Below are 24,650 nucleotides of genomic sequence, written 5' to 3'. Positions count from 1 at the left end.
AATTATTTATATATAAAAAATGCATATGTGAAGTTTTATTTTTGTTAATGTGATAAGTAGCGAGTATTGTGCTGATATCATGGTGTCCACCACTTTGCACAACGGGTGGTGGAAAAAGGAATGAAAATTTCTGTCACGGCGGGCAGCAGCGGATAACCCGCACGGGTATGGCCGATGCACAACGCCCGTGGGGCCACGGGGGTTCACCCCGGCCGGGATGACCGGGACAGGGGCGGGCCACAAAAGCATGAAGCCGCACCATCCTGTGTACGGTACGCCCGCTTTTATGGTTGCGGTGCGCAATGCCCGTTCCGCATCATGACCGCCATATCCATGACGGAGCAGGATCATGACAGGGTGGCGACGGGTGGGGTGTGTGATCGTGATGCTGGGCATGGCGGGGGGTGCCTCCACCGCCCGGGCCGAGAGCCATGTTATCGTGACACCTAGGCTGGACTGGCTCACGGCGGCACATCTGGCGGAGGAAGCGGTACGGGCCTGTGCCGCGCAGGGCTATTCCGTAACCGCCAGCGTGGTTGATACGACAGGGCAGCAGCAGGCCGTGATAAAGGGGGACAGCGTGCCGCTGCAATCGCTCTCCGTATCCTACCGCAAGGCCTATACGGCGTATGCCTATGGTCTGGCGTTCAACATGAACACGACCAGCGAACTGATTGCCGCCAGGGTAACCGGTCCGGCCAACGGGGCGCTCAATACCATTCCGGAAGTCCTGTTCGTTCCCGGTGGTGTCACGCTGCGCCGGGTGGGGGACAATGCGGTGCTGGGCGGCATTGGTGTGTCCGGGGCACCCGGTGGGGAAAAGGATGAAGCCTGCGCGCAGGCCGCGGTCACACGGTTCAGGGCGGATTTTCACTAGCGCGCCCGGCCGGAAAATAATGCATCCGTCGTAAAACGGTCCGTTACATGACTGGCCTGCCCCGGCTATCATGCGGGATCATGTATGATGCCCATGTCACCACAGCGGAGCCGGACGGAATGAAAATAACAGGCGGGAGCATCATGGCCGCGGGTTTCGTGCTTGTTGCCATGATGGGGCTGGCGGCTCCGGCCTCCGCCGCGGTACCGGATATTGCCCCGCTGGCCCACGCCGAACTGGGCGAGCGGACACAGGCACGGATTACCGCGGAGGGCATTGAAGCGACATTAAGGGTCACGCCCTCCCACCAGTGCAACATGGCCATGGCATGGCAGGACGCGAATGCGCAGCCCGCGACATCATGCGACGTGGCGCAGCTTGTTGTCCGTGACCTGTCCCATCCACAATCATCCGCGCATACGTTCGTACTGTCACCCTATGGGCAGGACAGCGGATACGGATATATGAAAATGGCGCTGTACCGGCTGGATGCGGCCTCGTCCGTGCCGCAGGTGATGGTGTCCGCCTATACCGGCGGGGCGCATTGCTGCGAGGTTTCCTCCCTGTTCGGGCAGATGCCAGACGGTACATGGCGTGAAACGCCCCTCGGCCAGAATGACGGGGATGGGCCGCCCACCATCGTGGATGCAGCACATGACGGTACGGCGGAAATCCTGGGCTCTGACCAGTCCTTTCTTTACACGTTTGCGTCCTATGCGGGTTCTGTCGCGCCGGTCGTCCTTCAGCGCTATCATGCCGGCACGCTGGAAACCGTAACCCGTGATCCGGCATACCGGCCGTTTCTTGTCCGACAGCTGGCGGACATGCAGAAAAACTGGATGAAGGAAGACCAGCCCGAACCCAACGGTTTCCTGGCCTATTATGTCGCGACAATGGCAAATATCGGGGAATTCGGGCAGGGATGGCGCTACATGCTGGCGCATGCCGACCCCACACCGGATGATACATTCGGAATTTCCGCCTGTGACATACGGCAGGCAGAACCGCGGGCGTGCACCCCTGCGGAACTGAAGCCGGTTCCATTCCCGCAGGGGCTGGCTTTTTTCCTGCAAAAGAACGGCTACATCACGGCCGCGCAGGCCGGTGCCGTGCCCATGGTCCTGCTAGCGGGACAGGACGCGGCACCTGTTTCGGGCTACAGGCCGGATTTCTCCTGTGTTCCGCCGCCTGAACATAATGGGGTGGCCGTCATGCTCTGTCATGACAGCGAAGCGGCGCGGCACGAACTGCTGTTTGATCAGGTGTATTATGCCCTGCGCCAGCAGGTGGGCAGGGAGGGGTGGAAGGCGCTCCGGCAGCAGGTCATCATGGATGAAAATGCCGTCAATCAGGGCTGTGGCCTGCCTGTGCCCGGTCCCACCGACCAGAGCGTGCCCGAAAATGGCGCGGCCTGCTATGGCACCGCCATGGACCGGCTGGCAGACGCCTACCGCCAGCAGTTGAAGGGGGCCGCGCTGGAGGAATCCCGCCGCCCGCTTGATATCCACATCGCCCTGCAGCAGAAACTGGTCGAACTGGGGTATCTGCCTGCCGGCACCGTGGCCGATGGCGTGTATGGGGAAGCAACACGGGACGCGATCACGGCGTGGCAGCGCGCAACACAGCGGCCTGAAACCAGTGGTTTCCTTTCGGATGCGGATGCACAGGCCCTGCTGCCTGCCGACCCGGCCACCTCTCCCGCTGGCGGGATGCCCGTGGCGGCTGCGGCCCCCGCGCCCGCACAGCCCGCTGCCGTCAGTCCCGCGGGCAGGCCGGGCCTGGGTCTGTTCGGGTTCGGTATCGGGGTTGTCCTTCTTGTCGGGGTGTTCGGGGCTGGGCTGTACTTCCTGCCCTTCGGTGTTGCCTGCATGCGCGATTCAACGGGGAAGGGGGGCATTCTGGCGGTCAATGTCTTCTTTGGCTGGACCCTGCTCGGATGGGTGACGGCCCTGGTCATGGCCGTTTCGTTTGAAACACGGGCCGATCATGAACTCCGCCGGCAGGCGATGCTCAGGATCCTTTCAAACGGGACTGCGCCGGATAACGGGCAGCAGGGCAGTCCGGGCACGTGACGGGCAAGGTCCTGCGGCATGTCATGACACGCAGGGCCGTTTTCCGGTGAATGCCGCTGCCCGCAACGCGCCGCGCCGGACATGGTCAGGGATAAATCAGGTCAGATCATGACCCGAAGGTACGGCGATAGGTCTGGCCCATGACTACATCAAGTCGCGCGCCCGGCTGGAAATCAGCCATTTCTGGCGGGCAGCGCATGTCAGGGGACTGGCGGGGACATGGAGAGGCTTCCCCCAGTACCTGGGTAATCGGGTACAGTGCCGACCAAGCCGGAACAGTGGCGTAATCCTCCTCGTCATCGGCGACATGGGTGTCCCGTATCTTGGCGGAGGCTGTCTCGATCTCCATGCGCATCATGGCGGTCGCCTTGAACTCGGCGGCGTTCGGCGGACGGATGAGCTTGGAGCGACCGGGATAGATACGGTCGATCAACCGCTCCATCAGCGCGTGTTTTTCCGTCGGGTCCTCAACGATATGTGCCTGCCCGAATATCATTGCGGAGCGGTAATTGACCGAGTGATGAAAGCCCGAGCGCGCCATGACCAGTGCATCCAGATGGGTCACGGTCAGGCATAGCGGGATGCCCTGCGCCTGTGCGCGGACCATCCTGCTGGCCGATGAACCGTGCCAGTACAGATGGTCCCCCTCGCGCCAGAAGCTGGTTGGCGTGCAATAGGGCCGGCCATCAATGATGTAGGCGATATGGCACAGCAGGGCCGCATCCAGTATGGCATGGATCGTGGCCCTGTCGTAATGGCCACGGGCGGGCGCGCGCCGGACCCGGTTGACGGGTGTCATGGGGAAAGCGTCGGTCGTTCCGTCCTGGCCGGATGGTGTCTGTGTCGTCATTGCTGCTGATTCCGGGAAGTGGTTGCATCCCGAGGATCATGCTGGAATGGTCCAGAGAAAAGTGCCAGATAGCGAAAAACAGGGTGGACCAGTCATGGGAAGACGGACGCGCGCGGCAGTGCCGCTGGGCATTGCGCTGGATGCGACCGGGCCGGATACACTGCACGGGCAGATCCGTGAGCAGATCCGTGGCGCGATTCTGCAGGGGCGGCTTGCCTGTGGTGCAAGACTGCCGTCCTCGCGGTTGATGGCGGCTGAACTTGGCTGTTCCAGGGGCACCGTGCTGGCGGCACTCGACCAGCTTGTGGCGGAGGGGTACCTGGTGGCCCGGGCGGCGTCGGGCCTGTCGGTGGCGCGGGACCTGCCTGATGAAATGCTTGCGCCCGCAGCGGTGAACGCGCCATCTCCCGCCACGCACCCGGGGCCCCCGATACTGCCGGAGCGCACAAAGGCAATCCTGAGGCCCGCAACCGGCCTTGAGGCGCCGATGTCCGGCGCGCAGCTTATGGCATTCCCGATCGGGCAACCGGACCGGGAGTCATTTCCGTTCCCCCTATGGGCAAAATTCCTTGAACGCGACTGGCGCAGGCCGGTCTGGGACATGGCCGGTTCATGCCACCCCTTCGGGCATCCGGAACTGCGGCAGGCCATCGCATCCTATCTGGGGACCGCGCGTGGTTTCAGCTGTGAACCGGATGCCGTCGTCATCACGTCCGGTGTCCGGCAGAGTGTATCGCTGTTCGCCCGTATCGTGCTGGAAGCGGGGGATCAGGCCTGGATCGAGGAGCCGGGCTATCCCGGAATAGCAGAGGCCCTGCTTGCGGCCGCGGTACGGCCTGTCGCGATTCCTGTCGATGGATCAGGCTTCGCGCCCGCGGCGGCACTGGCGGCAGCACCGGATGCCCGGCTGGCGATTGTCGCGCCATCCCACCACTTTCCGTTCGGTACGGTGCTGGGGCTGCAGCGCCGGCTGGCCCTGCTGGCCTGGGCGCAACGGACGGGCGGCTGGATCATCGAAGACGATTTTGATGGCGAATATCGCTATACCGGTCGCCCCCTGGCCCCGCTGCGCGCCCTGGACCGGGCGGGACGTGTCGCCTATCTGGGCAGTTTTTCCAAACTGCTCTTTCCGGCCCTGCGTCTGAGCTACATCGTTCTTCCAGCCACTCTCGTGCCGGTGGCGCAGACGGTCATGCAACGGATTTCCGCGCCTGCTCCGCTGCTGGGGCAGGGCGCGCTGGCGCGCTTCATTGCCGAAGGACATCTGATCTCGCACCTGCGCCGCACGCGGCTGCTTTATGCCGGCCGACAGCAAAGGCTGATGGAGGCTGTAGAGCGCCACCTTGCCGGTCTCATGACCGTCGTACCGGATTCCGGCGGCATGCACGTGGTCGCCCGGCCTGTCGGTGATCTGGCGTCCGCCTTCGATGACAGTATTGCCACGGCTGCCGTTGCGGCCACAGGCGTGCGGGTTGCGCCCCTGTCCATATGTTACCGGGGGGCGGACAGGCAGCATGGTTTCCTGCTGGGATATGCCGGTACGCCGGAGCATGAAATCGATCCCGCGGTAAGGATACTGGCCCGCGTTCTGGAACACATGATACCTGCGCCGTAACGGCACGGAAGGCTGTCCTGACCGGATGGGGGGTGTAATGGCCGACTTGCAGGGCGGAGCAGAACCGGAGGACGGTCTGGATGTATTCGCACATCAGGGCTTTATAGGGTTGCTCCGGTGCTGGTGGTAGCGTGATTTACTCAACCGCACCCCAGCTCCGCCACCGCTTTTTGATTACGGCTGGATCACGCTTCTACTTTGGATCGCTTCCCTTTTGCCCCCATGGCTTCAACGCGGGCTTTAAACACGTGGAGAAGCTGATCGTCTATGCCGCCTAGTTCATCTGATCCAAGCTCACCGCCAAATTCTTCACCGAAGTCGAACGTATATTTGACGCCCTTATCCTCATAAAAATCGAACAGACGTCCAGCCCGCTCTTTTCTGTAAAATACTACAAACTTTCCTTTATAATCTTTATATTCAATGTTGGTTATGGCATCGAATAATTCGTCATTGTTCGCCAAGAACGCAAGCCGCCGCTTGGCATACTCATAAACTTCCAGCTCGGTTTCTGTTGTGATGATGCCATCTGCGGGTTTGGTATCGGCCTCTACTTTCGTGACATCTGCAACCAGGACCGGCTTGTCAGCCTCTTTATCCTTTACAGGGAGGTCTAGTCTTTGGAGAATGCGAAGGTTAACGAATTCCGCAAAAGCGCTTTTTGTCAGGTCCGTATACTCGGCGACCGCCTTGGCGCGAATGTGCTTGAGACCGATATTTTGCAGCAATAGGCGTACAAATGCCTCACTGGGGGATGCTGCAAGATCCTCGATCTGCTGAACGAGATTTTGGAAAACCAGCTTGCGTTTGGCTTCTGCTCCGATGTTCTCGGGATCAAAGTTGGACTTCTGAAGGCTCTTTAACCCATCAACAACAGAATCTTCGATTTTTCCTTTTGCGATTTCTCTTAAATCAAATGAAAGGAAAGCATTGGGATCCATCATGTTTGGTTCGTCTGAGTCTGCATAGAATTCATACACAAGACCATCGGTAATGACACCCATTTTTACTGTGTGGGCTGCATTGAAATATGACTTTAACTGTCCTCGGTCATCTTTCAGCGGCGCGCCTAGCGCCTTGCACTCGATTGCAATTACCGGCTGTCCCTCGCGAAGGACAGCATAGTCCACTCTATTTTTGTATTTTTCTGAAAAGTCTGCATGATGTTCCGGGCATACTTCATCCGGGTTCATGATGTCATATCCCAAGAACTGCAAAAATGGCAGAACAAGGAACATTTTGGTAGCTTCTTCATTGCTGCAACGCGGAGCAAGACCAACCATGCGTTCTGAAAATGCTTTAAACTTTTGCCGAAAATCGTCTGACATAATTTATCTCTCTTAGGTTTCGTGGACAAAGGGTATCCACTGGAGTGCTGACACGAGACTGACGAAGCCAAGATATGATTCCTTGGTTTTGTCATATCGGGTGGCAACGCGTCGCCAGTTCTTGAGTTTGTTGAACAGGCGCTCGACGAGATTGCGCCAGCGATATTTGGTTTTATCATGAGGTACAGGATTGCGACGGTTGCTTTTGCTCGGGATGACGGCTTCGATTTCGGCCTTGGCAAGTTCCTCGCGAATGAGGTCGGCATCGTAACCTTTGTCTGCCAGTAACGCCTCGATCTTGTCAGCGATCATGCGGAACAGCGGGCCGAAACCCTGAATATCGTGGGTCTGTCCCGGCGTCAGGACAAAACCGAGAGGGCGTCCCCTGGCGTCGCATCGGGCGTGCAGTTTGGTGGTGAAACCACCGCGCGATCGGCCAAGCGCCTCGGTTTCCTGTGTCCCTTTTTTATACCGATAGCACAATGATGTGCCCGGACCACCGTGCTGTCGATCATGTCGGCAGTGGTATCCCGCTCGACCATTTCAGCCAAGGTTTCGAGCATCGCATCGAACACGCCTGTCGTCACCCATCGTCGGTAGCGTCGGAACACGCTGTTCCACTTGCCATAATCATCAGGCAGGTGGCGCCACTGCGATCCGGTTCGGGCAATCCACATCATGCCTTCGAAATACAGACGATTGTCTTGCGCAGGACGGCAGCCACGACCCCTCTCAGGCGGAAGCAGCGCCCCGATGATGGCCCATTCCTCGTCCGAAAGCCCAATTCGCTCGCCCAACAACGCCTCCAAAAGGCAGCTTTGAATCAATCATGGACGTTACTGTCAACCTTTGTCCACGAAACCTAGAAATTTTCTAAAAGTTACGAATTACGGCAATTATATGAAATTCTTTTCAGGAAATTACAGATATACGGTTTCTAAATAATATTTCCACGAGCATCGAATCAAACAAAAAACTTTTTTCGATTTTACTCTTGATCCGCCTGAAGCCCCTTTGGGATAGAACTCTGAAACCCCTGCCACGGCGATTGTGCCGGACTTGCAGTTCATAGGCTGGCAGATAGTCGAACAGACGTTCTCAGACGGGGCAGGGGCGGCGAAGCTACTCGATTACCTGCAGGGCGCAGGCCATCCATCGACCGCGACCAGATCCATACCATGAATGAGGAGGGGATCAGCCCGACCGAGATCGCCCGACGACTGGGAATTGGCCGCACGTCTGTCTATCGGTGCCTAGCACTACAGTTGCATTTTATGGCGAGAGTGCGCGCGGATGGCACTGGCCTGATGTGTTCGTCGAAAGACGGACCATCTGAGAATGTGAGCGACGGGTAACCTGCGTTGTGAGAGTTTTACGACGAGGCGCCTGATTTCCTGGATGGACCAGCGGACGAGGACTGTCGTGTCCTGTGCGGTGTTTTTTTCGGTTTCAGTGAGTTTGCCTGGTAACGGACACTGGCCATGACGGCATAGGCCAGCATGACCAGGGAGACATGCCGATGCCATCCATGCCAGGAGCGGGTTTCGTTATGATCGAGACCGAATTCGTTTTTTGCAGTCTCGAACCCTTCTTCAATTCTCCAGCGCGTCCCTTCGACGTTCACCAGTTCCTGCGTGGTTGTCCCTTTCGGGCACCAGGTCGTAAAATAGGCAAGGTCCCCGTCAGCGATGTTCCGGCGGATCAGCAGGCCACGTGTCCATGGTCCGGCTATAGGGCAGTCAAATTCTTCAGCATCCAGGTCAGCAAGCGGAAGATACGCCCAGTCATACAGCCGCTCACCTTTTGTGCCGTGCCCCGCTGACAGACGACGCCAGGCCTGGTCTGGCAGTCCTGCTGCAATATCTTTCGCCTCTCCGGCAATCAGCGGTTCCATTGCCCATGATCCGAACCAGTGATTGCCCTTGACCCCAAGGACATATCCGATTCCTGCCCGGCGAAGCGTGCGTTCCACGTCGCCCACGCCGTAAACGCTGTCCGCAGCAACCCAACGGAAAGGCACACCAGCATCCAGACACCGCTCGATCATCTTCGATGCCAGTGCCGGTTTGGTCGCAAACACTACGTCATCAGGAACGTGAACCCGCTTCATGCGCTCAGGCTTTGATGTCCAGTCTTTTGGAAGATACAGGGCGCGGTCGATAAAGGCATGCCCCCGTTCCGAAACATAAGCGCCAAACACACCGATCTGGCAGTTCGTGATCTTGCCGGCGGAACCCGTATACTGCCGCCCCACGCCGCAGGAGGCCTGGCCTTTCTTCAGAAAACCGGTCTCGTCAATGACCAGTACGCCCTCTTCAGTGCCCAGATGCTCGACCACATGGTCCCTGACGACATCACGAAGGACATCGGCATCCCATTGCCCGCGACCCAGAAGCGCCTGTTGCCGCCACGGACCAGGATCTCCTGCTGCTTCCGCACGCATCCATCCTGTCTTGCGCGGTTCGTTACCAATCAGGACATCAAGGAAGGCACACGCAGAAGCCGCAACACGCTTCTGCGTAAACAGCGGTACAATCCGCTTCTTTGCTGCCCGAAGCCCGGATGCCCACAGTTCCAGCGTCTCTTCAACTGACGCCCCGCCATTCATGAAATCCTGAATCATGGTGAGCCATAGAGTCAGAACTCATCATAAAATGCAACTGTAGTGCTAGGCTCAGGACCTATTAATTTATTGAATTGAGTGATGTTCCATGCTTCACAGATCATCGTGGAGGATGAGCCTGTGAGTGACGTGTTTTTGCTGTCTGAAAGCCAGATGGGGAGGATTACACCGTATTTTCCTCTGGCTCACGGCGTGCCGCGCGTGGATGACCGGCGGGTTCTGAGCGGGATCGTTTATGTGATCCGCAACGGCCTTCAGTGGAAAGATGCGCCGGAAGCGTATGGTCCGCATAAGACTTTATACAACCGGTTCATCCGCTGGAGCCGTCTTGGTGTTTTTGACCGGATCTTTGCAGCATTGAGTGAACGGGCAGGTCGATCAAAACGTCTGATGATCGATGCGACACACCTCAAGGCACACAGGACAGCGGCATCCCTGCTCAAAAAGGGGCTTTTCCCCGCCATATCGGACGCACAAAAGGCGGACTGAACTCAAAGCTGCATGCCGTGTGTGATGGCCAGGGCCGGCCCGTCCGCCTGTATCTGACTGCTGGACAGGTCAGTGACTTCAAAGGGGTGGATATTCTTCTGGCGGACCTGCCGGAAGGAACAGAAGAGGTCATCGGGGATCGGGGTTATGACAGCAACCGGATCAGACGATCTCTTGTCGAACGGAACATTACCGCCTGCATTCCACCGAGGAAGAACCGGAAATCAAAGCCATCTTACAACTGGCACCTGTATAAAAAGCGCCACCTTATCGAAAACATGTTCGCAAAGTTGAAAGACTGGCGACGTGTAGCAACCAGATACGACCGCTGCGCTCATACATTCATGTCTGCAATCCACATCGCAGCAAGCTTCATCTTCTATCTCAAAGAATGAGTCCTGAGTCTACGGCATGGGGTCATGCACCTTGGGCGCGGCAGGTGAACGCAGGCTGCTGGAAACGGAGCGGGCAGGGGGTGCGTTGGCTACAAGACACCATACGGCATTCTCGCCCCACGCAGTTCAGGAGCATCGTTTCATGGCAATACCGCGCATCCTCAAGATTACCCTTCTGGGGGCCGTCATGTCATCGGGCATGGCCATGGTGCTGGGCCGCAGGCAGACGGGTGCGTATGGTCCGGGCATGAACTGCACCGCGCATTGGCTTTATGGTGACGGGGCCGCCCATGTGGACCGGGCAGGTGGGCGGGTCACTCTTGTGGGGCTGGCCACCAACGCCGCCGCCACCCTGTTCTGGTCGTGGCTGTATGACAGGGCGCTGGGCAGGCAGCCGGGGCTTATGCGTAGGCTGGTTGTTACCGCAGCGCTTGGGCCGGTTGCGTATATGGTGGATTACAAGGCCACGCCCAAGCGCTTTACGCCAGGGTGGGAGCTGGTAATGGCGCCGCGCAGTATGGCGCTGGTCTATCTGTCAATGGTCATCGGCATGGCGCTTGGCGCGCGCAGGCGTGGAACGGATGCCGGGGCTGCCCGGTCATGACATTACGGATTCATGACGGATGTGAAGCCACTGCTATCCGCACTCCGCTGGAAGGCGGCTTGCTGGGCTGGGCTGCCGTAGCCATGCTTGGGGTATGCGTGGTGGGCGTACGGGTGGTGCCCCGGCCGCTTGCGCCCTTTGTGCTGCGGTTTGCGCGCATGTGGGTGGCGGGATTGTTCTGCTTCTTTGGCGGGGTGCACCGGGGGGCCAGTTTTTACAACCCGCGCGGGCCGCAACTATCCGACCCGGTCATTTTTCTGGCCATGCATTTCATGGGCCTGGGCATCATGATCCTGCCGCCGCAAGCCGCGTGGCGCCTGGCTGCGCCGGGTATGCTTGCTACGCTGGGCGGTGACCTGTATCTGGCGCGCGGGCATAGACTGCCGCGCTTTTTCCTGCGCCTGCGCCCGCTGCAGCTTATAGTGGCATCCGGCCTGATTGCCCTGCTGGGTCAGGTCGAGCAGGCACATGCCGGACGCGACTAGGCTGACCACGCCTGTACAGCGGGTTTGAGCAGGAAATCACCTGTAAAGCTTATCATCCCTTGAGCGGGCTACACGCATCGCCATGCACCCGAAATGTGCCAGATATAGGGGAGGCTGGGGTGTGAAACGCCCAATGCCAGCTTGATCGGAGGACACTCCCCATTGCAGGTATCTGGTCAGGTCGCCCTTTTTGAATAATGGGTCTCCACAAGCACGCCAGAACAGTGCGGCCAGTGAATATCAAAGGGGAGCAAGAACCAGGCGCTGGGCCGCCCGCTGTGCTTCGTTTTTACAACCGGGCAGATTGGCGATGTCATTCAGGCGCAGGCCCTGCTTGCGGGGCAGAAAAAGGCGGCTGTTATTGCCGACAAGGCCTGTGACAGCTGTATTCCGTGCCCCTGTCGCCCATATGGACGCAGAAGCTGTCATACCCTGCAATCGCACCCACAAGATTATCATCCCGCACGATACAAGAGCTTACAGGCTGCGCAATCGTATGGGGCGCTGCTTCAACCATATCAAGCATTTCGTTGCCCGATATGGCCAATGTACCATCCATTTCCTTGGCTTTGTTCATCTCACCGTACCCATGATCTGGATGGCCTGAATGTTGATCGGATCTGGAGCTCAGTCGTCCACAGCAAGGCTTCCTTACAATTTCCAACCAGAGCAAGGGAGCCGTTGCCTGCAGGCTGGTGACTGCAGATGCGACCGCTCGGAATGTGAAAGGATATGAGGATTTGGAATAGGACCAAACCGCGATCAAAACCGGTCTGGACATGTCAGAACGTCCCCGGAAAGAGCATCGCTCATCACGGGCTTAACCGTGGGCCCAGATTTAACAAAATCCGTGACCTACTGACTTAACACTAATTTTTAAGGAAAGGTGGCTCCCGAAGTAGGACTCGAACCTACGACCCAGCGATTAACAGTCGCTTGCTCTACCAACTGAGCTATTCGGGATCAGCGTTGAGCAGCTTATAGCCACACCGGCGGGGGGGCGTAAACCCCCCTTTTGTACTTTTTTTCAAAAAGGGAAAAAAGTGGGCCCGGATCGGGTAAAAGCGCGGTAATGCCTTCGCATTGCAGGAGAAACGGTAACAGCCAATGGTAGATGAAAACAGGGGTGCCCAGCCCCCGGGCCTGCTGCGCCGCGCGGTTCTGCCGCTTCTGGCCGCGGCGGGCTGCGCCGTAATCGGGGGTGAGTGGGTCCAGAGCCGCCAGCAGGCACGGATTGTCCGCCGGGATGATGCGCTGCTGGATGGCGAACCACATGACATGACGCTGTCATGGCCGTTCGCCCCGGCATCAATCCTGTATAACGTAGCGTTACGGCAGGATTTTTTCCTGCAGTACCATCTCGGTGTGCAGTTGCGTCCGGGCGTGCTGTCGGGGCGGGACGCGATTGCCGACCTGCAGGCCGGACGTAGCATGGCGGCCGTCGCCCCTGTGTTGTCATGGCTTCAGGCCTGTCAGGGCAGTCCCGACCTGCCGGCGCGGCTTGTCATGGGGCTGCAGGCCGGCACGTTCCGCCTGCTGGTGCGCAAGCGGCTCAGGATTGCGAAGATCGAGGATCTCGCAGGCCGCCGGATCGCCGTGCTGAATGCGGATATGGCCGATCGGCTTTTCTTTTCCGTCATCCTGCGCCGCAAGGGGCTGAACCCCGATACCGCCCCCAACTGGGTCATCTTGCCCCCCGACCAGATCGATGATGCGGTGATGGCAGGGGCGGTCGATGCCGTGGCCCTGCATGACCCGCTGGCATGGCAGCTTATGGGCAATCCCGCGCTGGAACTGGTGGAACTGGTCAACAGCATAAACGGGCTGTACGCGCGGCGCACCAATCTTGCACTGGGTATCTCGACAGATGTGCTGGAGCATACGCCGGCCGCCGCCGTGGCGCTGGTCCTGGCGCTGTACAATGCCGCGCGCTGGCTTCCCACCCACATGGCGGAGGCTGCTGCACTGCTCGATGGCCGGATAGCGGACATGGGGCAGGATGCCATCCTGCAGATGATGCGGCACGAGGCACTGGGCATAAGCCCCGTTGGCAATGACCTGAAAATACAGATTGCCCGCTATGTGGATGAACTCAAGCTGCTGGGCCAGTTCCCTGACAGCCTGGATTCCGCCAGTTACGCCCGCCATATGTCAGCCGACATCCTGCATCACGGCCTGAAGGCGGGACCGTGATTCAGGCGGGGGTTCAGCGTATTTCGCGGTAATAGGGCTGCCCCAGTGCAGCCGGGGCCGCCATGACCCGGCGCATGCGGTGCCACACCACGACCGGCACGATGATGAAGGCCATCGTGCCCAGATAGGGCAGCATGTTCAAAAAAGCGGGGTCAATCGGCCAGTTATGCGCCTGCCCCACAAAGGACAGTGCCGTCACCAGCCCGAACAGCAGCGCCGAAAGGGTTACGATAACCGGCCGGTACCCCGCGAAGATGACCAGCGCCAGTGCAATCCACCCGCGTCCTGCCACCATGCCTTCCGACCATACGGGCACGTAAGCCAGGGTCAGGTAGCCCCCCGCCATTCCGGCCATCGCGCCGCCAAGCGTCACGTACCACAGGCGCACGGGCATGACCGCAATGCCCGCCGCGTCCGCCGCCGCCGGGTTCTCGCCCACGGCCCGTATGTTCAGCCCGTGGCGCGTGCGGAACATGATGAAATGTACCGCCAGCGGCATCAGCACGTAAATCGGTATGATCAGGATATTCTGCCCGAAAACTGCCGGACCGATGACCGGAAGGGACGAGAGCAGCGGCACGGACACATGGCCGAATGTCGTGCCCACTGGCTGGCCCGCGTAATCATGCCCCATGGCAGTGGACAGTCCCAGCCCCATGAAGGTCGTGGCCAGCCCGCACAGCACCTGGTTTGCCCGCATCACCACGGCCCCGAACGCGAACACCATGCCGCCTGCCGCACCCACCAGTATGGCGGCCAGCAGCCCGGCCCATGGGGAATGGATGGACGATACGGTCATGACTGCCGTGACCGCCCCCAGCGCCATCAGCCCTTCCACGCCCAGATTGGTCACGCCCGCCCGTTCGGCCAGCACTTCACCCAGCGCGGCCAGCGCCAGCACGCCACCGGCCAGCACGGCGGTGGCCAGCATGCCTGTCAGCAGTGCGATCATGATGCTTTTCCCCCGGGTACGCTTCGGGCTGCTGGCCGGTAATGGGCCAGTTCATCACCAATGGCGATCATGAACAGGATCAGTCCGGTAATGGCCAGCACGACCGAGGCCGAAAGCTGCTGCGTCTGCATGACAATGCCGGAATCCAGGATCAGCGCCATGAACAGCGCCGCCGGGATCACGTTCAGGCACGACCCGCGCGCCAGCACCGCCACCACAATGCCCAGATAGCCGAAATTGTTGGCCATGCCGCCCTGCAGCCGGTGTACCGTGCCCGCGACCTCGAACATGCCCGCCAGTCCCGCCAGCCCGCCAGAGAGCAGCATGACCGAGATGATGCGCAGCCGCACCGGCATGCCGGCATAATGCGCGGCCTCGGGGTTGGCGCCGCTCATGCGGATCTCATACCCCCACCGCGTGCGGGACAGTACAAGCGCCAGCCCGATTACCATCAAGATGGCCACCGGAAAGCCCCAGTGCACGATGCCCCACATCTCGGGAATGGAGACCGGAATGCGCTGTGTGGAAACCTGTGCCCCGCTTATGCGGTCCCGCCACGGGCCGGTGGTCAGGTAATAGGTCAGGAGCGCGGCGATGAAGTTGAGCAGCAGCGTGGTGATGATCTCGTTCACCCCGGCATGGGCGCGTGCCAGCGTGGGCACCGCAATCCACGCCATGCCGCCCAGTATGCCCCCGACGGTCATGAGCGGCAGTACCACGGCGGCCGGTCCATGCAGGCCCAGTGCTACCCCGGTTGCGGCAATGGCGCCGGCGTAGAACTGCCCTTCCGCCCCGATATTCCACAGCCCGATCATGCCGCACACGTATACGGCCGCCCCGGTAAGCAGCAGCGGGCACATGAACAGGGCCAGATCCTCCAGCCCGAAACGCGAACCGATGGTGGAGCGCAGGATCAGTTCCGACAGCATGAGCGGGCTGTGGCCCGACAGCGCCAGCACGCCTGCAATGATGAACAGCGATAGCACGATGGCCACCAGCCGCAGGGCAAGAATGCGCCCGGCAGGGGCGGTGGGCAGGCGCTGGAATGCACGTGTCGCCATTACTGCCGGCCCCCCGCGCCGGGCAGGTCCGCAACCTCGCGCCCGCCCATCAGCAGGCCAATGGTGGCCAGGTCAGCCGCCTTGGCATCGATGACGGACATGAGACGCCCCTGGAACATTACCCCGATCCGGTCCGATACGTTGATCAGGTCCTCCAGGTCTTCCGATATGAACACGACCGCGCCCCCCCGGTCGCGCAGGGCGGTCAGGTGGCCCAGCATGGTGGCGATGGCCCCGATATCCAGCCCGCGCGCAGGGTAGGCCGCCACCATTACCCGGCTGGCAACGCGGATTTCACGGCGTGCGACAAGACGCTGCTGGTTACCACCGGAAAGGTTGCGCACCGGCATGGCAAAGTCGGGAATGCCCACTTCCGCCTGCCGTGCAATGGTGCGTGCCAGCGCATCCGCCGCTTTTGCGTCATACAGGCCGTGCCGGTCGATGGGGGGGCGTGCATAGTCACGCAGCGCCATGTTGGCCGTGATGGACAGGGAAGGGGCCAGCGCGCTGCGCAGCCGGTCCTCGGGTATGTGGCCTACGCCCGCGCGGGCGAACAGGGCCGGGCTGGCGTGCTTTACAGGATGGCCAGCCAGCATGATCTCGCCAGACATGCAGGCCATGAGCCCGGTCATTACATGCGTCAGTTCGCGTTGCCCGCTGCCCGCCACGCCGGCGATGCCCAGTATTTCCCCCCCATGCAGGTCAAGGCTGACATCGCGCAGGGTCTCGACACCCCGCCCGTCACGCACGCTGACATGGCGCAGCTGCATGACCGGATCGGCGGCAACCGGTGCCGCACCTTCGGGGCGGGTACGCATGTCGCGGCGCACGATGTCACGCCCCACCATGGTGGCCGCCAGCATGGCGGGGGTGCAGTCCGCCGTCCTGAACGTACCCACCTTGCGCCCGCCGCGCAGGATGCTGACACGGTCGGAAATCTCCATCACCTCATCCAGCTTGTGGCTGATGATGATGACCGCGTTGCCCTGCGCGCGGAAGGCGCGGAGCGCGCGGAACAGTCCGCCCGTCTCCTCCGGTGTCAGCACGGCGGTGGGCTCGTCCATGATCAGCAGCCGGGCCCTGCGCGCCAGCACGCGCAGGATTTCCACACGCTGCTGTTCACCGGCGGAAAGGTCGCACACACGCGCATCGGGCCGGACGGGAAAGCCGAAGCGCTGCGAAATCTCGCGCGTGCGGGCTTCCATGATGGCGGGGGACGCAAGACGCGGGGCTTCATCCCAGCCAAGATGGATGTTTTCGGCAACCGTAAAGGCCTGAACCAGCCGGAAATGCTGGTGAACCATGCCGATCCCGGCCCGGATCGCCTCCTGCGGGGAAGCGAAGGTCCGGCCATGGCCATCAAGGATGATCTCGCCTTCCTCCGGCTGGTAGATGCCGGTCACGACATTCATCAGCGTGGACTTGCCGGCCCCGTTTTCCCCCAGCAGGGCATGGATCTCGCCCGGCCGGACATCCAGGTCCACGTCTTTGTTGGCGATCACGCCCGGAAAGAACTTGCCAATACCGCGCAACTGCAGCACCGGCGGCGTGACCTGCGGCATGCCCGGCGGGGCGGCGTTCTCATTCAAGGCCGGATACTCCCGCTACAGCCCAGTCGCTGTGATAGATATCCAGATCGCTCAGCGTGACCCCGGCAGGCACGCGCAGGCGGCCATGGTTGTCATGGATCGGCCCGCGGAACGGGTTGTAGCCCGCCAGCATGCGCGTGCGCATGGCGTCTGCCTGCCGTGCCGCGTCCGGTGGCACGCTCGGTCCCCAGTCATCGCGGTCCACGCCGTGGCCCAGCGTCAGGAAGCGGCCCTGCGGCTGCCATGTTCCCGCCAGCAGCTCGCGCACCTGCGTGATATAGAAGTCGTTGAAGTCCAGCGCCACGGAACTGACATAGGCTTCCGGACCAAAATCCAGCATGCCGGTGTTCCACATCGCAGCCTTCAGTCCGCGCTGGACCGCTACGCGCAGATAGGCCGGTTCATCCATGATGCCACACAGGAAGTCGCATCCGTTATCCGCCAGCGCCGTGGCGGCCTGGGTCGCGGCCTGCGGGTCGAACCAGGCGTTGATGGTGATGCCCTGCAACGTGACTGCCGGGTTGACCGACTGCGCGCCCAGCAGCGTTGCATTGGCCGATGCATAGACCGACGGGATGGGAAACGCGCCAAGGAACCCGATCCTGCCCGTGCGGGTCATGAGCCCGGCCACCATGCCGATGATGTAGCTGACATACCAGTGCGCCACGTAATACCAGCCCAGATTGCCGGTCACGTTCGTGCCATCGCATTCCATGAAGGCCACGTCCGGCGCGCGGTCCGATACGTCCTTCATGAAGTCGCCATATTCCGACGTGGCAAAGACCATCTGTGCCCCTTCGGCCACGAACTGGCGGAAAATACGGGTGGCATCGGCTGAATAGGGCACGCTTTCCACATAGATCGTGCGCAGCTTCGGAAAGGTCCGCCGCACTGCCTGCACGCCACGGTCATGCACCATGGTCCAGCCGCCATCGGTAATCGGGCCGGTATGACCAAAGGCAACGACCGCATCCGATTCCGCCAGTGGCCTGCGCCATGCGGGTGTGGCGGTGGCAGCCCGTGCGCCGCGCGGCAGCAGCAGCCCGGACCCGGCCGCGCCCGCCATGCCCAGCATCCCGCGCCGTGTTGTCAGCAGCCGCCCCCGCGACCCTGCAGCTGTCATGAGATGTCATTCTCCCGCTTATCCATGCCGCACCCATCGCGGCGGTATGACGTGCTGACTGGTGATAAATGCTCCCGCAACCCGACAGGCCGTAACCTGCCCCGGACAAACGTTACGCGAGCGCGACAGGCAAGGCCATACCTATGTGGTGGAACCGGCTGTTGCCTTCCGCCGCAGATGAATGAGACCATGAACCGTCACGCCCGCTTCCGTGGAACGGGCCATGGCGGGGGCTGTTGAACCGGATTCATACCGCAACGGCAATGATATTTCCGCTGCGGCCGTGCCGTGCCGTTCGGTGCTGCGTGCCGTACGGTCCTGCGCACCGGGCGGGATATGCTGTCAGGACTGTCGGAAGCAAACTGTCGTTGCGGCAAACTGCCGTTTGCGGGACAGGCTCCGGTCAGTTTTCTTTCGGCAGGGATTTCAGGCAAGCCGCCTTTCCTGACAAAAGGCGGTACCCGGAGGCCTAGGGTGATATCCGTAAACCACCCGGACCGGGTGGCACATGTGTCATGACCGTCCCGCTCATGTTTCCGGGGTGGGGGGCATGCCTGCCAGTACGCGCCAGTCGGCTTCGTCCATGGTGGTGATACCCAGTTCGGTGGCCTTGCGGGCCTTTGACCCGGCCTTTTCACCCAGCACAACCAGGTCGGTCCGTGTTGAAACGCTGTCCGAAACCCGTGCGCCCAGACGTTCGGCCACCGCGCGCGCTTCGGGCCGGGTCATGGTGGTCAGTGTACCGGTAAACACGATGGTCTTGCCCGACAGCGTGCCCTCGGCCACCGCTTCCTCATCGGTTACGCGTTCCAGCACGCCGGTCAGGTCATCCAGCGTGGTGCGGTTATGGGCTTCGGCAAAGAAGGCCACCAGTTCATCGGCAATGGCCGCACCAATGCCGGTGATCGACCCCAGTTCCAGGCGTTCGTCCGAGCCGATGATGGCGGCCTTTTCCATCTGTTCGCGCCAGCGCGCCAGTGATCCGTAATGCCGGGCCAGCAGGCGGGCGTTGTTGATGCCGATACGGCGGATGCCCAGCGCATAGATCAACCGCGACAGTTCGATCGTGCGCCGCGCGGCGATGGCGGTGACAAGGTTGTGGGCCGAGACTTTGCCCCATCCGTCACGGCTGGCGATCTTGGCTTCGTGTTCGCCCAGGCGGAAGATGTCGGCAGGGGTGCGCAGCCAGCCCAGTTCATGGAACTCGACAATGGTGCGGTCGCCCAGCCCCTCGATGTCGAATGCATCGCGCGAGACGAAATGGGTCAGCCGCTCCACTACCTGCGCCGGGCAGGTCAGCCCGCCCGAGCAGCGCCACACCACCTCGCCCTCGGGCCGTTCGGCATGCGCGCCGCATACGGGGCAGGTATGGGGGAAATGATAGGGCGGGCGGTCATGATCACGCGGCAGCACCACGCCGGTCACCTGCGGGATCACATCGCCCGCGCGCTGCACATGTACAAGATCGCCCTCACGGATGTCCTTGCGCGTAATCTCGTCCTCGTTATGCAGGCTGGCGCGGGTCACGATCACACCGCCCACATTGACCGGTTCCAGAAAGGCCACCGGTGTCAGCGCGCCGGTGCGGCCGACCTGTATGTCGATCCTCTCCAGCCGGGTCACGGCCTGTTCGGCGGGGAATTTCCATGCCACCGCCCAGCGTGGTGCACGTCCCGCAAAGCCAAGGCGTTCCTGCAGTGCACGGTCATCCAGCTTGTAGACAATGCCGTCAATGTCATAGTCCAGCGCCGAGCGTTCCAGCGTCAGCCGGTCCATGAAGGCTTCCGCCGCCGCGGCGTCCCGGACCTGCGTGTTGAGCGGATTGACCGGGAACCCCCACCCAGCAAGCTGTGCCAGATAGCCATGATGCGTTGCGGCCAGCGGCGCGCTGCAATACCCCGCGGCATAGGCAAACAGCGAGAGCGGGCGCCTGGCTGTGATGGCCGCATCAAGCTGGCGCAGCGATCCGGCTGCGGCGTTGCGCGGGTTGGCGAAGGGTTTTTCCCCCGCGCGCTCCTGTGCGGCATTCAGGTCGAGGAACGCCTGCTTGGACAGGAACACCTCGCCACGGATCTCGATCACATCGGGGAAGGGCCCGGGCAGATGGTCGGGAATGTCGCGCAGCGTGCGCAGGTTGGCGGTCACGTCCTCGCCTTCCGTGCCGTCGCCGCGCGTGGTGCCGCGCACGAAGCGGCCGTGTTCATAGGTCAGGCTGATGGACAGGCCGTCGATCTTGGGTTCGGCCACAAAGGAAAGCTGGCGGGCCTGTTCCTCATCCAGCCCGAGGAAGCGGGCGATACGGCTGATGAAGCCCTCGAATTCCTCCCGCGAGAACACGTTGTCCAGCGACAGCATGGGCACCATGTGGCGGTGGCGGCGGAAAGGGCCCGTGGCAGGTGCGCCGACCTGCTGCGCCGGACTGTCGGCGCGGCCCAGCCTGGGGAAGCGTGCCTCCAGCAGGGTGTTGAGCTGGCGCAGGCGGTCATAGGTCGCGTCATCGACCAGTGGCGCGTCGTTCTGGTGGTAGGCTGCATCAAGGGCGGGGAGCAGTTGCGCCAGTTGCGCCAGCGTCCGCGCCGCATGCGGCGCATCCTGTTCCATCGTGGCGTAATCGGCCAGCAGGCGTTCAGCCTCCCCGGCCAGTGATGCATTTCCGGGCTTGGGGGGCATGTCAGACCCCTTTCAGAAGGCTGTCGGCGGCGGCGCGGGCGGCGGGCGTAATGGTATCACCGGACAGCATGCGGGCAATTTCCTCACGGCGGGCCTGGTCATCGAGCGGGGCGGCGTGCGTTTCGGTCCGGCCGCGGCTGACGCTCTTGCTTATGCGCAGATGGGCGTCACCCCGTGCAGCCACCTGCGGGCTGTGGGTTACGACGAGTACCTGCACGCTGCGGCCCACTGCATAAAGCCGCTCGCCAATGGCGGAAGCCGTGGCCCCGCCCACACCGGAATCCACTTCGTCAAACACCAGCGTGGGGATGGCCGAGCGCCCCGCCAGCACCACCTTGAGTGCAAGCATCAGGCGCGACAGTTCACCCCCCGACGCCACCTTGGCCAGTGGCCCCGGCGGCTGGCCGGGGTTGGCCGCGATCAGGAAGGATGCCTGCTCCTTGCCGCGTGCGTTCCATGCTTCCGCCTCCAGTGCGATGAGCGAGACGATGAAGCGCGCGCGTTCCAGCTTGAGCGGCTTGAGTTCGGCCATCACCGCCTGTTCCAGCCTGCGTGCCGCCTTTTCGCGTGCTGCCGTCAGATCAAGGGCGATTTCCTCGAACCGGGCGCGGGTTTCGGCCACGGCCTGTTCCAGCCCCTCGATGCGGGCATTGCCCGAATCCAGTGCTGCCAGCCGTTCGGTAAAGGCGGCCAGAAGGCCGGGTAGTTCCGGCACCGATACGCCATGCTTGCGGGCTTCGGCGCGCAGCGCGAACAGGCGTTCTTCAGTCTGTTCCAGCAGGCGCGGATCGGCCTGCGCATCGGATGCCAGGCGGGAGAGCATGCTTTCGGCTTCGGCCAGGGCTTCTTCCGCGCGTTCCAGCGCGTTGAGCGCTTCCTGCGCGGCTTCCTGTTCGGCAGCGCCCACGGCTTCGGGGTTGATGTCGGTGGGGCTGGGCAGCAGGCGTTGCAGCGCACGGCTGGCATTGCGCAGGGCGGAGGCCGGGCCGGGTGCCCGCCGGTCACGCGGGGCCAGGTCGGCCAGCGCCGCGGCAATGGCTTCGGCCCGACGTTCCCCCTGCTGGAGCGCCTGGCGCATGCCGGCAAGCTGGGCTTCCTCGTCCTCCTGCGGGGCAAGGCTGCCCAGATCCTCCACCGCCTGGCGCAGCCAGTCTTCCTCCCGCGCCGCGTTTTCCATCTCGGCGCGTGCTGTCGCCAGCTTTGCCGTAGCCTCGATCCATTTGCGGTAGGCCCCGGCCGTAAGCTCGCGCAGGGCGGTGGAAACGCCAAAAGCATCCAGCAGGTCAAGATGGGTGGCCTGGTCCGCCAGCCCCATCTGTTCATGCTGGCCCTGTATCTCGACCAGCAGGGTCGCGGCCCGGCGCAGCAGGCTTACGGCCACCGGCTGGTCGTTGATATAGGCGCGTGAGCGGCCATCGGTGGTGACAATGCGGCGCAGCAGCACCGGCTCGCGCGTATCGTCGAGCATGATGCCCTGCTCGGTCAGCAGTTCATGCAGCGGGTGGGTGGGGGCGATCTCGAAACTGGCGCTGACACTGGCCTGCTCGCAGCCCGCGCGGACAAGGGATGCGCTGGCGCGTTCACCCAGCGCCAGCCCGAGGCTGTCGAGCAGGATGGACTTGCCGGCGCCGGTTTCCCCCGTCAGTACGGTCAGGCCGGGGGGGAATGCCAGATCCAGTTTTTCGATCAGGACCACGTCCCGTATCGAGAGCTGTGTCAGCATAAGGGGTTCCTGTTCAGCACACGAAAGCGTTGGCGGAAATCAGAAAACCGAATGCCATGCACGCGACAGTACGTTGCGTCCCTGCTTGTGGTCCTTGCCATCCACGCTTTTTATCAGGTGGTGCGCGCGCAGGTGATCATACGCATCCGTGTACCATTTGCTGCTGGGGTAGTTGTAGGCCAGGACCGAACCGGTCTTGCGTGCCTGTTCCAGCAGGCCCATGTCCAGATAGACCTCCACCAGCCGCTCCAGTGCCTCGGGCACGTGGTTGGTGGTCTGGAAATCCTGCACCACGCGCTGGTAGCGGCCTGCAGCGGCGGGGTAGTCATTCTGCTGCTGGTACCACCGCCCCACCAGCATTTCCTTGCCGGCCAAGTGGTCGCGGCACAGGTCGATCTTCAGCTGCGCATCACGGGCGTAGGGGCTCTGGGGGAAGCGGGTGATGACTTCTTCCAGCGCGTCCATGGCTTCGATCGTGCCCTGCTGGTCACGTTGCACATCAGCCACCTGTTCATAATAGCACAGGGCACGCAGGTAGAAGGCATAGGCGGCATCGGTGCTGGTGGGGTGCAGTTCCAGGAAGCGGTCGAGCTGCTGCACCGCTTCGGGGTATTTGTTCAGCAGGTAGTTGGCATACCCCTCCATCAACTGCGCATTGGCCGTATACTGGGAATATGGATAGTTGCGCTGCAACGTGTCGAACTGGTTGACCGAGAGCAGGTACCGGTCGGAGCGCAGGGCATCGACACCGTTGTTGTACAGTGTCTCGGCGGAGCCGACGCGTGGTGCATGCTCGTTGATGCTGCTGGCGTTGTCGCCACAGGCCGCCAGCATGGCCGCCAGCGGCAGAAGGGCGAGCCAGCGGGCCGGCGCGCGTGTGCTGTGGCGGGGCAGGGGAGTATCGTGTGATCTGCGTGCGAACATGCCAGCTCTTCCAGTTACGGGAGCTTTATATCATGAGCGGGGGGCGGGTGAAGTCTCCGCGTGCGGATTTCGTACCGGCCAGTCATGCGGCACGGGTCTGGGGATGGGGCGCAGGGGCGCCAAGGGGCGCGCGATGCCAGTTTTCCGGGCTTGAAAACAGCTGGCGCAGCAGGCGGTTGTTAAGCGTATGGCCCAGTTTGTGGCCACGGAACCGTCCGTTGATCATGCCGCCCGCCAGATAGAGGTCACCGATCGCATCCAGCACCTTGTGGCGCACGAATTCCTGGGGGTGGCGCAGCCCGGCGGGGTTGAGTACGCTGGCCCCGTTGACGACAATGGCATTGTCCAGCGAGCCGCCACGCGCCAGGCCAACGGCATGCAGGTGCTCGATTTCGGACTGCATGACGAATGTGCGCGCCATGCTCAGCTGCTGGCGGAACATGCTGCCGCCCACCCGCGCGGCATAATGCTGCCGACCTATGGCGGATGCCGCGAAATCAATCGAAATGTCGATAGCAAGCCCGGACTGCCGCGTGGTGGGGGAGAGTTCGGCAAAGGCATCGCCTTCTTCCACCCTTACGGTGCGGTCTATATGGATATGTTGCCGCACAGCCCGCTGCGGGGCAATGCCGGCGCATTCCAGCAGGAACACGAATTCGGCGGCCGACCCGTCAAAGACCGGCATTTCCGGACCATCCACATCAACGAAAACATTGTCGACGCCACATCCGGCCAGCGCGGCCATGAGATGTTCCACCGTGGCGACCCGGCCGGCATGGCCCGGCTGGTCTGCATGGCCAAGCACGGTACTCAGGCGCGTATCGACCACATTGTCATACCGTGCGGCAAGGGGGGGCAGGGCACTGTCGGTCCGGCGGAAGACGATACCGGTTTCTTCCGGTGCGGGGCACAGGCGCAGCCCGATGCGCGCACCGGTATGCAACCCGACACCCACGCTGCCGATGGGCTGGCGAAGGGTATGCTGCATCTGTCCGTCATGCCGGGATAGCGGCGGGAAGGGAACATGTGTCCGTGGCGACATGTTGTTCATTGCCGGGGTCCTTGGCAGGCGGGTTG

At 61.9% G+C, this 24,650-nt stretch carries 19 protein-coding genes, 1 tRNA gene and 2 pseudogenes; 8 read left to right on the top strand and 14 right to left on the bottom strand.

All coding sequences use genetic code 11. The features are described 5' to 3' along the window. Positions 1-394: 394 nt before the first annotated feature. Both LDL32_RS05605 and LDL32_RS05600 read left to right on the top strand, forming a co-directional pair. Entirely contained in the window at positions 395-877 is a 483-nt protein-coding gene (locus tag LDL32_RS05605; protein WP_370636752.1) for a heme-binding protein, read from the top strand. A 119-nt stretch (positions 878-996) separates the two neighbouring features. Beyond that, entirely contained in the window at positions 997-2,949 is a 1,953-nt protein-coding gene (locus LDL32_RS05600) for a superinfection immunity protein (RefSeq protein WP_233065047.1), read from the top strand. Between the two features lie 106 nt (positions 2,950-3,055). Here LDL32_RS05600 and LDL32_RS05595 read toward each other — a convergent pair whose 3' ends face one another. After that, positions 3,056-3,799 (bottom strand): pyridoxamine 5'-phosphate oxidase family protein, encoded by a 744-nt coding sequence (locus LDL32_RS05595; RefSeq protein WP_233065045.1) that lies wholly within the window; start codon positions 3,797-3,799, stop codon positions 3,056-3,058. A gap of 94 nt (positions 3,800-3,893) precedes the next feature. Between LDL32_RS05595 and LDL32_RS05590 the strand changes: the two genes are divergently transcribed. Then, positions 3,894-5,414 carry a PLP-dependent aminotransferase family protein gene (locus tag LDL32_RS05590; protein ID WP_233065043.1) on the top strand — a complete coding sequence of 507 codons (1,521 nt, stop codon included), beginning with the start codon at positions 3,894-3,896 and terminating at the stop codon, positions 5,412-5,414. A 185-nt stretch (positions 5,415-5,599) separates the two neighbouring features. On the opposite strand, the gene LDL32_RS05585 is transcribed toward LDL32_RS05590, so the two are convergent. Both LDL32_RS05585 and LDL32_RS05580 read right to left on the bottom strand, forming a co-directional pair. Beyond that, entirely contained in the window at positions 5,600-6,742 is a 1,143-nt protein-coding gene (locus tag LDL32_RS05585; RefSeq protein WP_233065041.1) for a type I restriction endonuclease, read from the bottom strand. A 15-nt stretch (positions 6,743-6,757) separates the two neighbouring features. Next, positions 6,758-7,558 (bottom strand): annotated as a pseudogene (locus tag LDL32_RS05580) (IS5 family transposase); the annotation flags it as partial. A 323-nt stretch (positions 7,559-7,881) separates the two neighbouring features. On the opposite strand from LDL32_RS05580, the pseudogene LDL32_RS17995 reads away from it, so the two are divergent. Then, positions 7,882-8,001, top strand: a pseudogene (locus tag LDL32_RS17995) (helix-turn-helix domain-containing protein); the annotation flags it as partial. A gap of 113 nt (positions 8,002-8,114) precedes the next feature. Here LDL32_RS17995 and LDL32_RS05570 read toward each other — a convergent pair. Beyond that, positions 8,115-9,365 carry an IS701 family transposase gene (locus LDL32_RS05570; RefSeq protein WP_233065037.1) on the bottom strand — a complete coding sequence of 417 codons (1,251 nt, stop codon included), beginning with the start codon at positions 9,363-9,365 and terminating at the stop codon, positions 8,115-8,117. A gap of 120 nt (positions 9,366-9,485) precedes the next feature. Here LDL32_RS05570 and LDL32_RS05565 point away from each other — a divergent pair. The 3 genes from LDL32_RS05565 to LDL32_RS05555 all read left to right on the top strand — a co-directional run bounded on the left by LDL32_RS05565 (position 9,486) and on the right by LDL32_RS05555 (position 11,338). Continuing rightward, positions 9,486-10,249 (top strand): IS5 family transposase gene (locus tag LDL32_RS05565; protein ID WP_233068721.1). Its coding sequence is split into 2 segments (ribosomal slippage): positions 9,486-9,819 and positions 9,819-10,249, totalling 765 coding nucleotides; the frame shifts between segments, so codons are not numbered across the junction. A 142-nt stretch (positions 10,250-10,391) separates the two neighbouring features. Then, a complete protein-coding gene (locus tag LDL32_RS05560; protein ID WP_233065036.1) occupies positions 10,392-10,853 on the top strand; it encodes a hypothetical protein in 462 nt (153 codons plus the stop codon). Then, positions 10,850-11,338, top strand: coding sequence for a hypothetical protein (locus LDL32_RS05555; protein ID WP_233065034.1), 489 nt, complete (start codon positions 10,850-10,852; stop codon positions 11,336-11,338). The genes LDL32_RS05560 and LDL32_RS05555 overlap by 4 nt, the downstream gene beginning before the upstream one ends. A gap of 358 nt (positions 11,339-11,696) precedes the next feature. Here LDL32_RS05555 and LDL32_RS05550 read toward each other — a convergent pair whose 3' ends face one another. Both LDL32_RS05550 and LDL32_RS05545 read right to left on the bottom strand, forming a co-directional pair. Beyond that, positions 11,697-11,915, bottom strand: a complete 219-nt coding sequence (locus LDL32_RS05550) for a hypothetical protein (RefSeq protein ID WP_233065033.1) — start codon at positions 11,913-11,915, stop codon at positions 11,697-11,699. 310 nt (positions 11,916-12,225) lie between these two features. Continuing rightward, positions 12,226-12,301, bottom strand: a tRNA-Asn gene (locus tag LDL32_RS05545). Between the two features lie 144 nt (positions 12,302-12,445). On the opposite strand from LDL32_RS05545, the gene LDL32_RS05540 reads away from it, so the two are divergent. Continuing rightward, a complete protein-coding gene (locus LDL32_RS05540; RefSeq protein WP_233065032.1) occupies positions 12,446-13,531 on the top strand; it encodes an ABC transporter substrate-binding protein in 1,086 nt (361 codons plus the stop codon). 13 nt (positions 13,532-13,544) lie between these two features. On the opposite strand, the gene LDL32_RS05535 is transcribed toward LDL32_RS05540, so the two are convergent. The 8 genes from LDL32_RS05535 to lpxC all read right to left on the bottom strand — a co-directional run bounded on the left by LDL32_RS05535 (position 13,545) and on the right by lpxC (position 24,624). Beyond that, complete coding sequence (locus tag LDL32_RS05535; protein WP_233065031.1) at positions 13,545-14,483, bottom strand: ABC transporter permease; 939 nt, start codon at positions 14,481-14,483, stop codon at positions 13,545-13,547. Continuing rightward, complete coding sequence (locus tag LDL32_RS05530) at positions 14,480-15,544, bottom strand: ABC transporter permease (protein WP_233065030.1); 1,065 nt, start codon at positions 15,542-15,544, stop codon at positions 14,480-14,482. Before LDL32_RS05530 ends, LDL32_RS05535 begins: the two co-directional genes overlap by 4 nt. Beyond that, the gene (locus LDL32_RS05525; RefSeq protein ID WP_233068719.1) at positions 15,544-17,106 is read right to left on the bottom strand and encodes an ABC transporter ATP-binding protein; all 1,563 of its coding nucleotides are present in this window, start codon (positions 17,104-17,106) and stop codon (positions 15,544-15,546) included. Before LDL32_RS05525 ends, LDL32_RS05530 begins: the two co-directional genes overlap by 1 nt. A gap of 19 nt (positions 17,107-17,125) precedes the next feature. Further along, complete coding sequence (locus LDL32_RS05520) at positions 17,126-18,256, bottom strand: BMP family ABC transporter substrate-binding protein (RefSeq protein ID WP_233065029.1); 1,131 nt, start codon at positions 18,254-18,256, stop codon at positions 17,126-17,128. Between the two features lie 528 nt (positions 18,257-18,784). Beyond that, positions 18,785-20,857: an NAD-dependent DNA ligase LigA gene (ligA, locus tag LDL32_RS05515; RefSeq protein WP_370636751.1), complete on the bottom strand. Its 2,073-nt coding sequence runs from the start codon at positions 20,855-20,857 to the stop codon at positions 18,785-18,787. 70 nt (positions 20,858-20,927) lie between these two features. After that, complete coding sequence (gene recN / locus LDL32_RS05510; protein ID WP_233065027.1) at positions 20,928-22,649, bottom strand: DNA repair protein RecN; 1,722 nt, start codon at positions 22,647-22,649, stop codon at positions 20,928-20,930. A 39-nt stretch (positions 22,650-22,688) separates the two neighbouring features. Next, the gene (locus tag LDL32_RS05505; RefSeq protein WP_233065026.1) at positions 22,689-23,573 is read right to left on the bottom strand and encodes an outer membrane protein assembly factor BamD; all 885 of its coding nucleotides are present in this window, start codon (positions 23,571-23,573) and stop codon (positions 22,689-22,691) included. Between the two features lie 82 nt (positions 23,574-23,655). After that, positions 23,656-24,624, bottom strand: coding sequence for a UDP-3-O-acyl-N-acetylglucosamine deacetylase (gene lpxC / locus LDL32_RS05500; RefSeq protein WP_370636643.1), 969 nt, complete (start codon positions 24,622-24,624; stop codon positions 23,656-23,658). Positions 24,625-24,650: the final 26 nt, after the last annotated feature.

The sequence above is a fragment of the Komagataeibacter sp. FNDCF1 genome (assembly GCF_021295335.1).
Lineage (GTDB): Bacteria > Pseudomonadota > Alphaproteobacteria > Acetobacterales > Acetobacteraceae > Komagataeibacter.
Note: the sequence above shows the minus strand (reverse complement) of the source record. Positions and strands in the feature narration are given on the sequence as shown.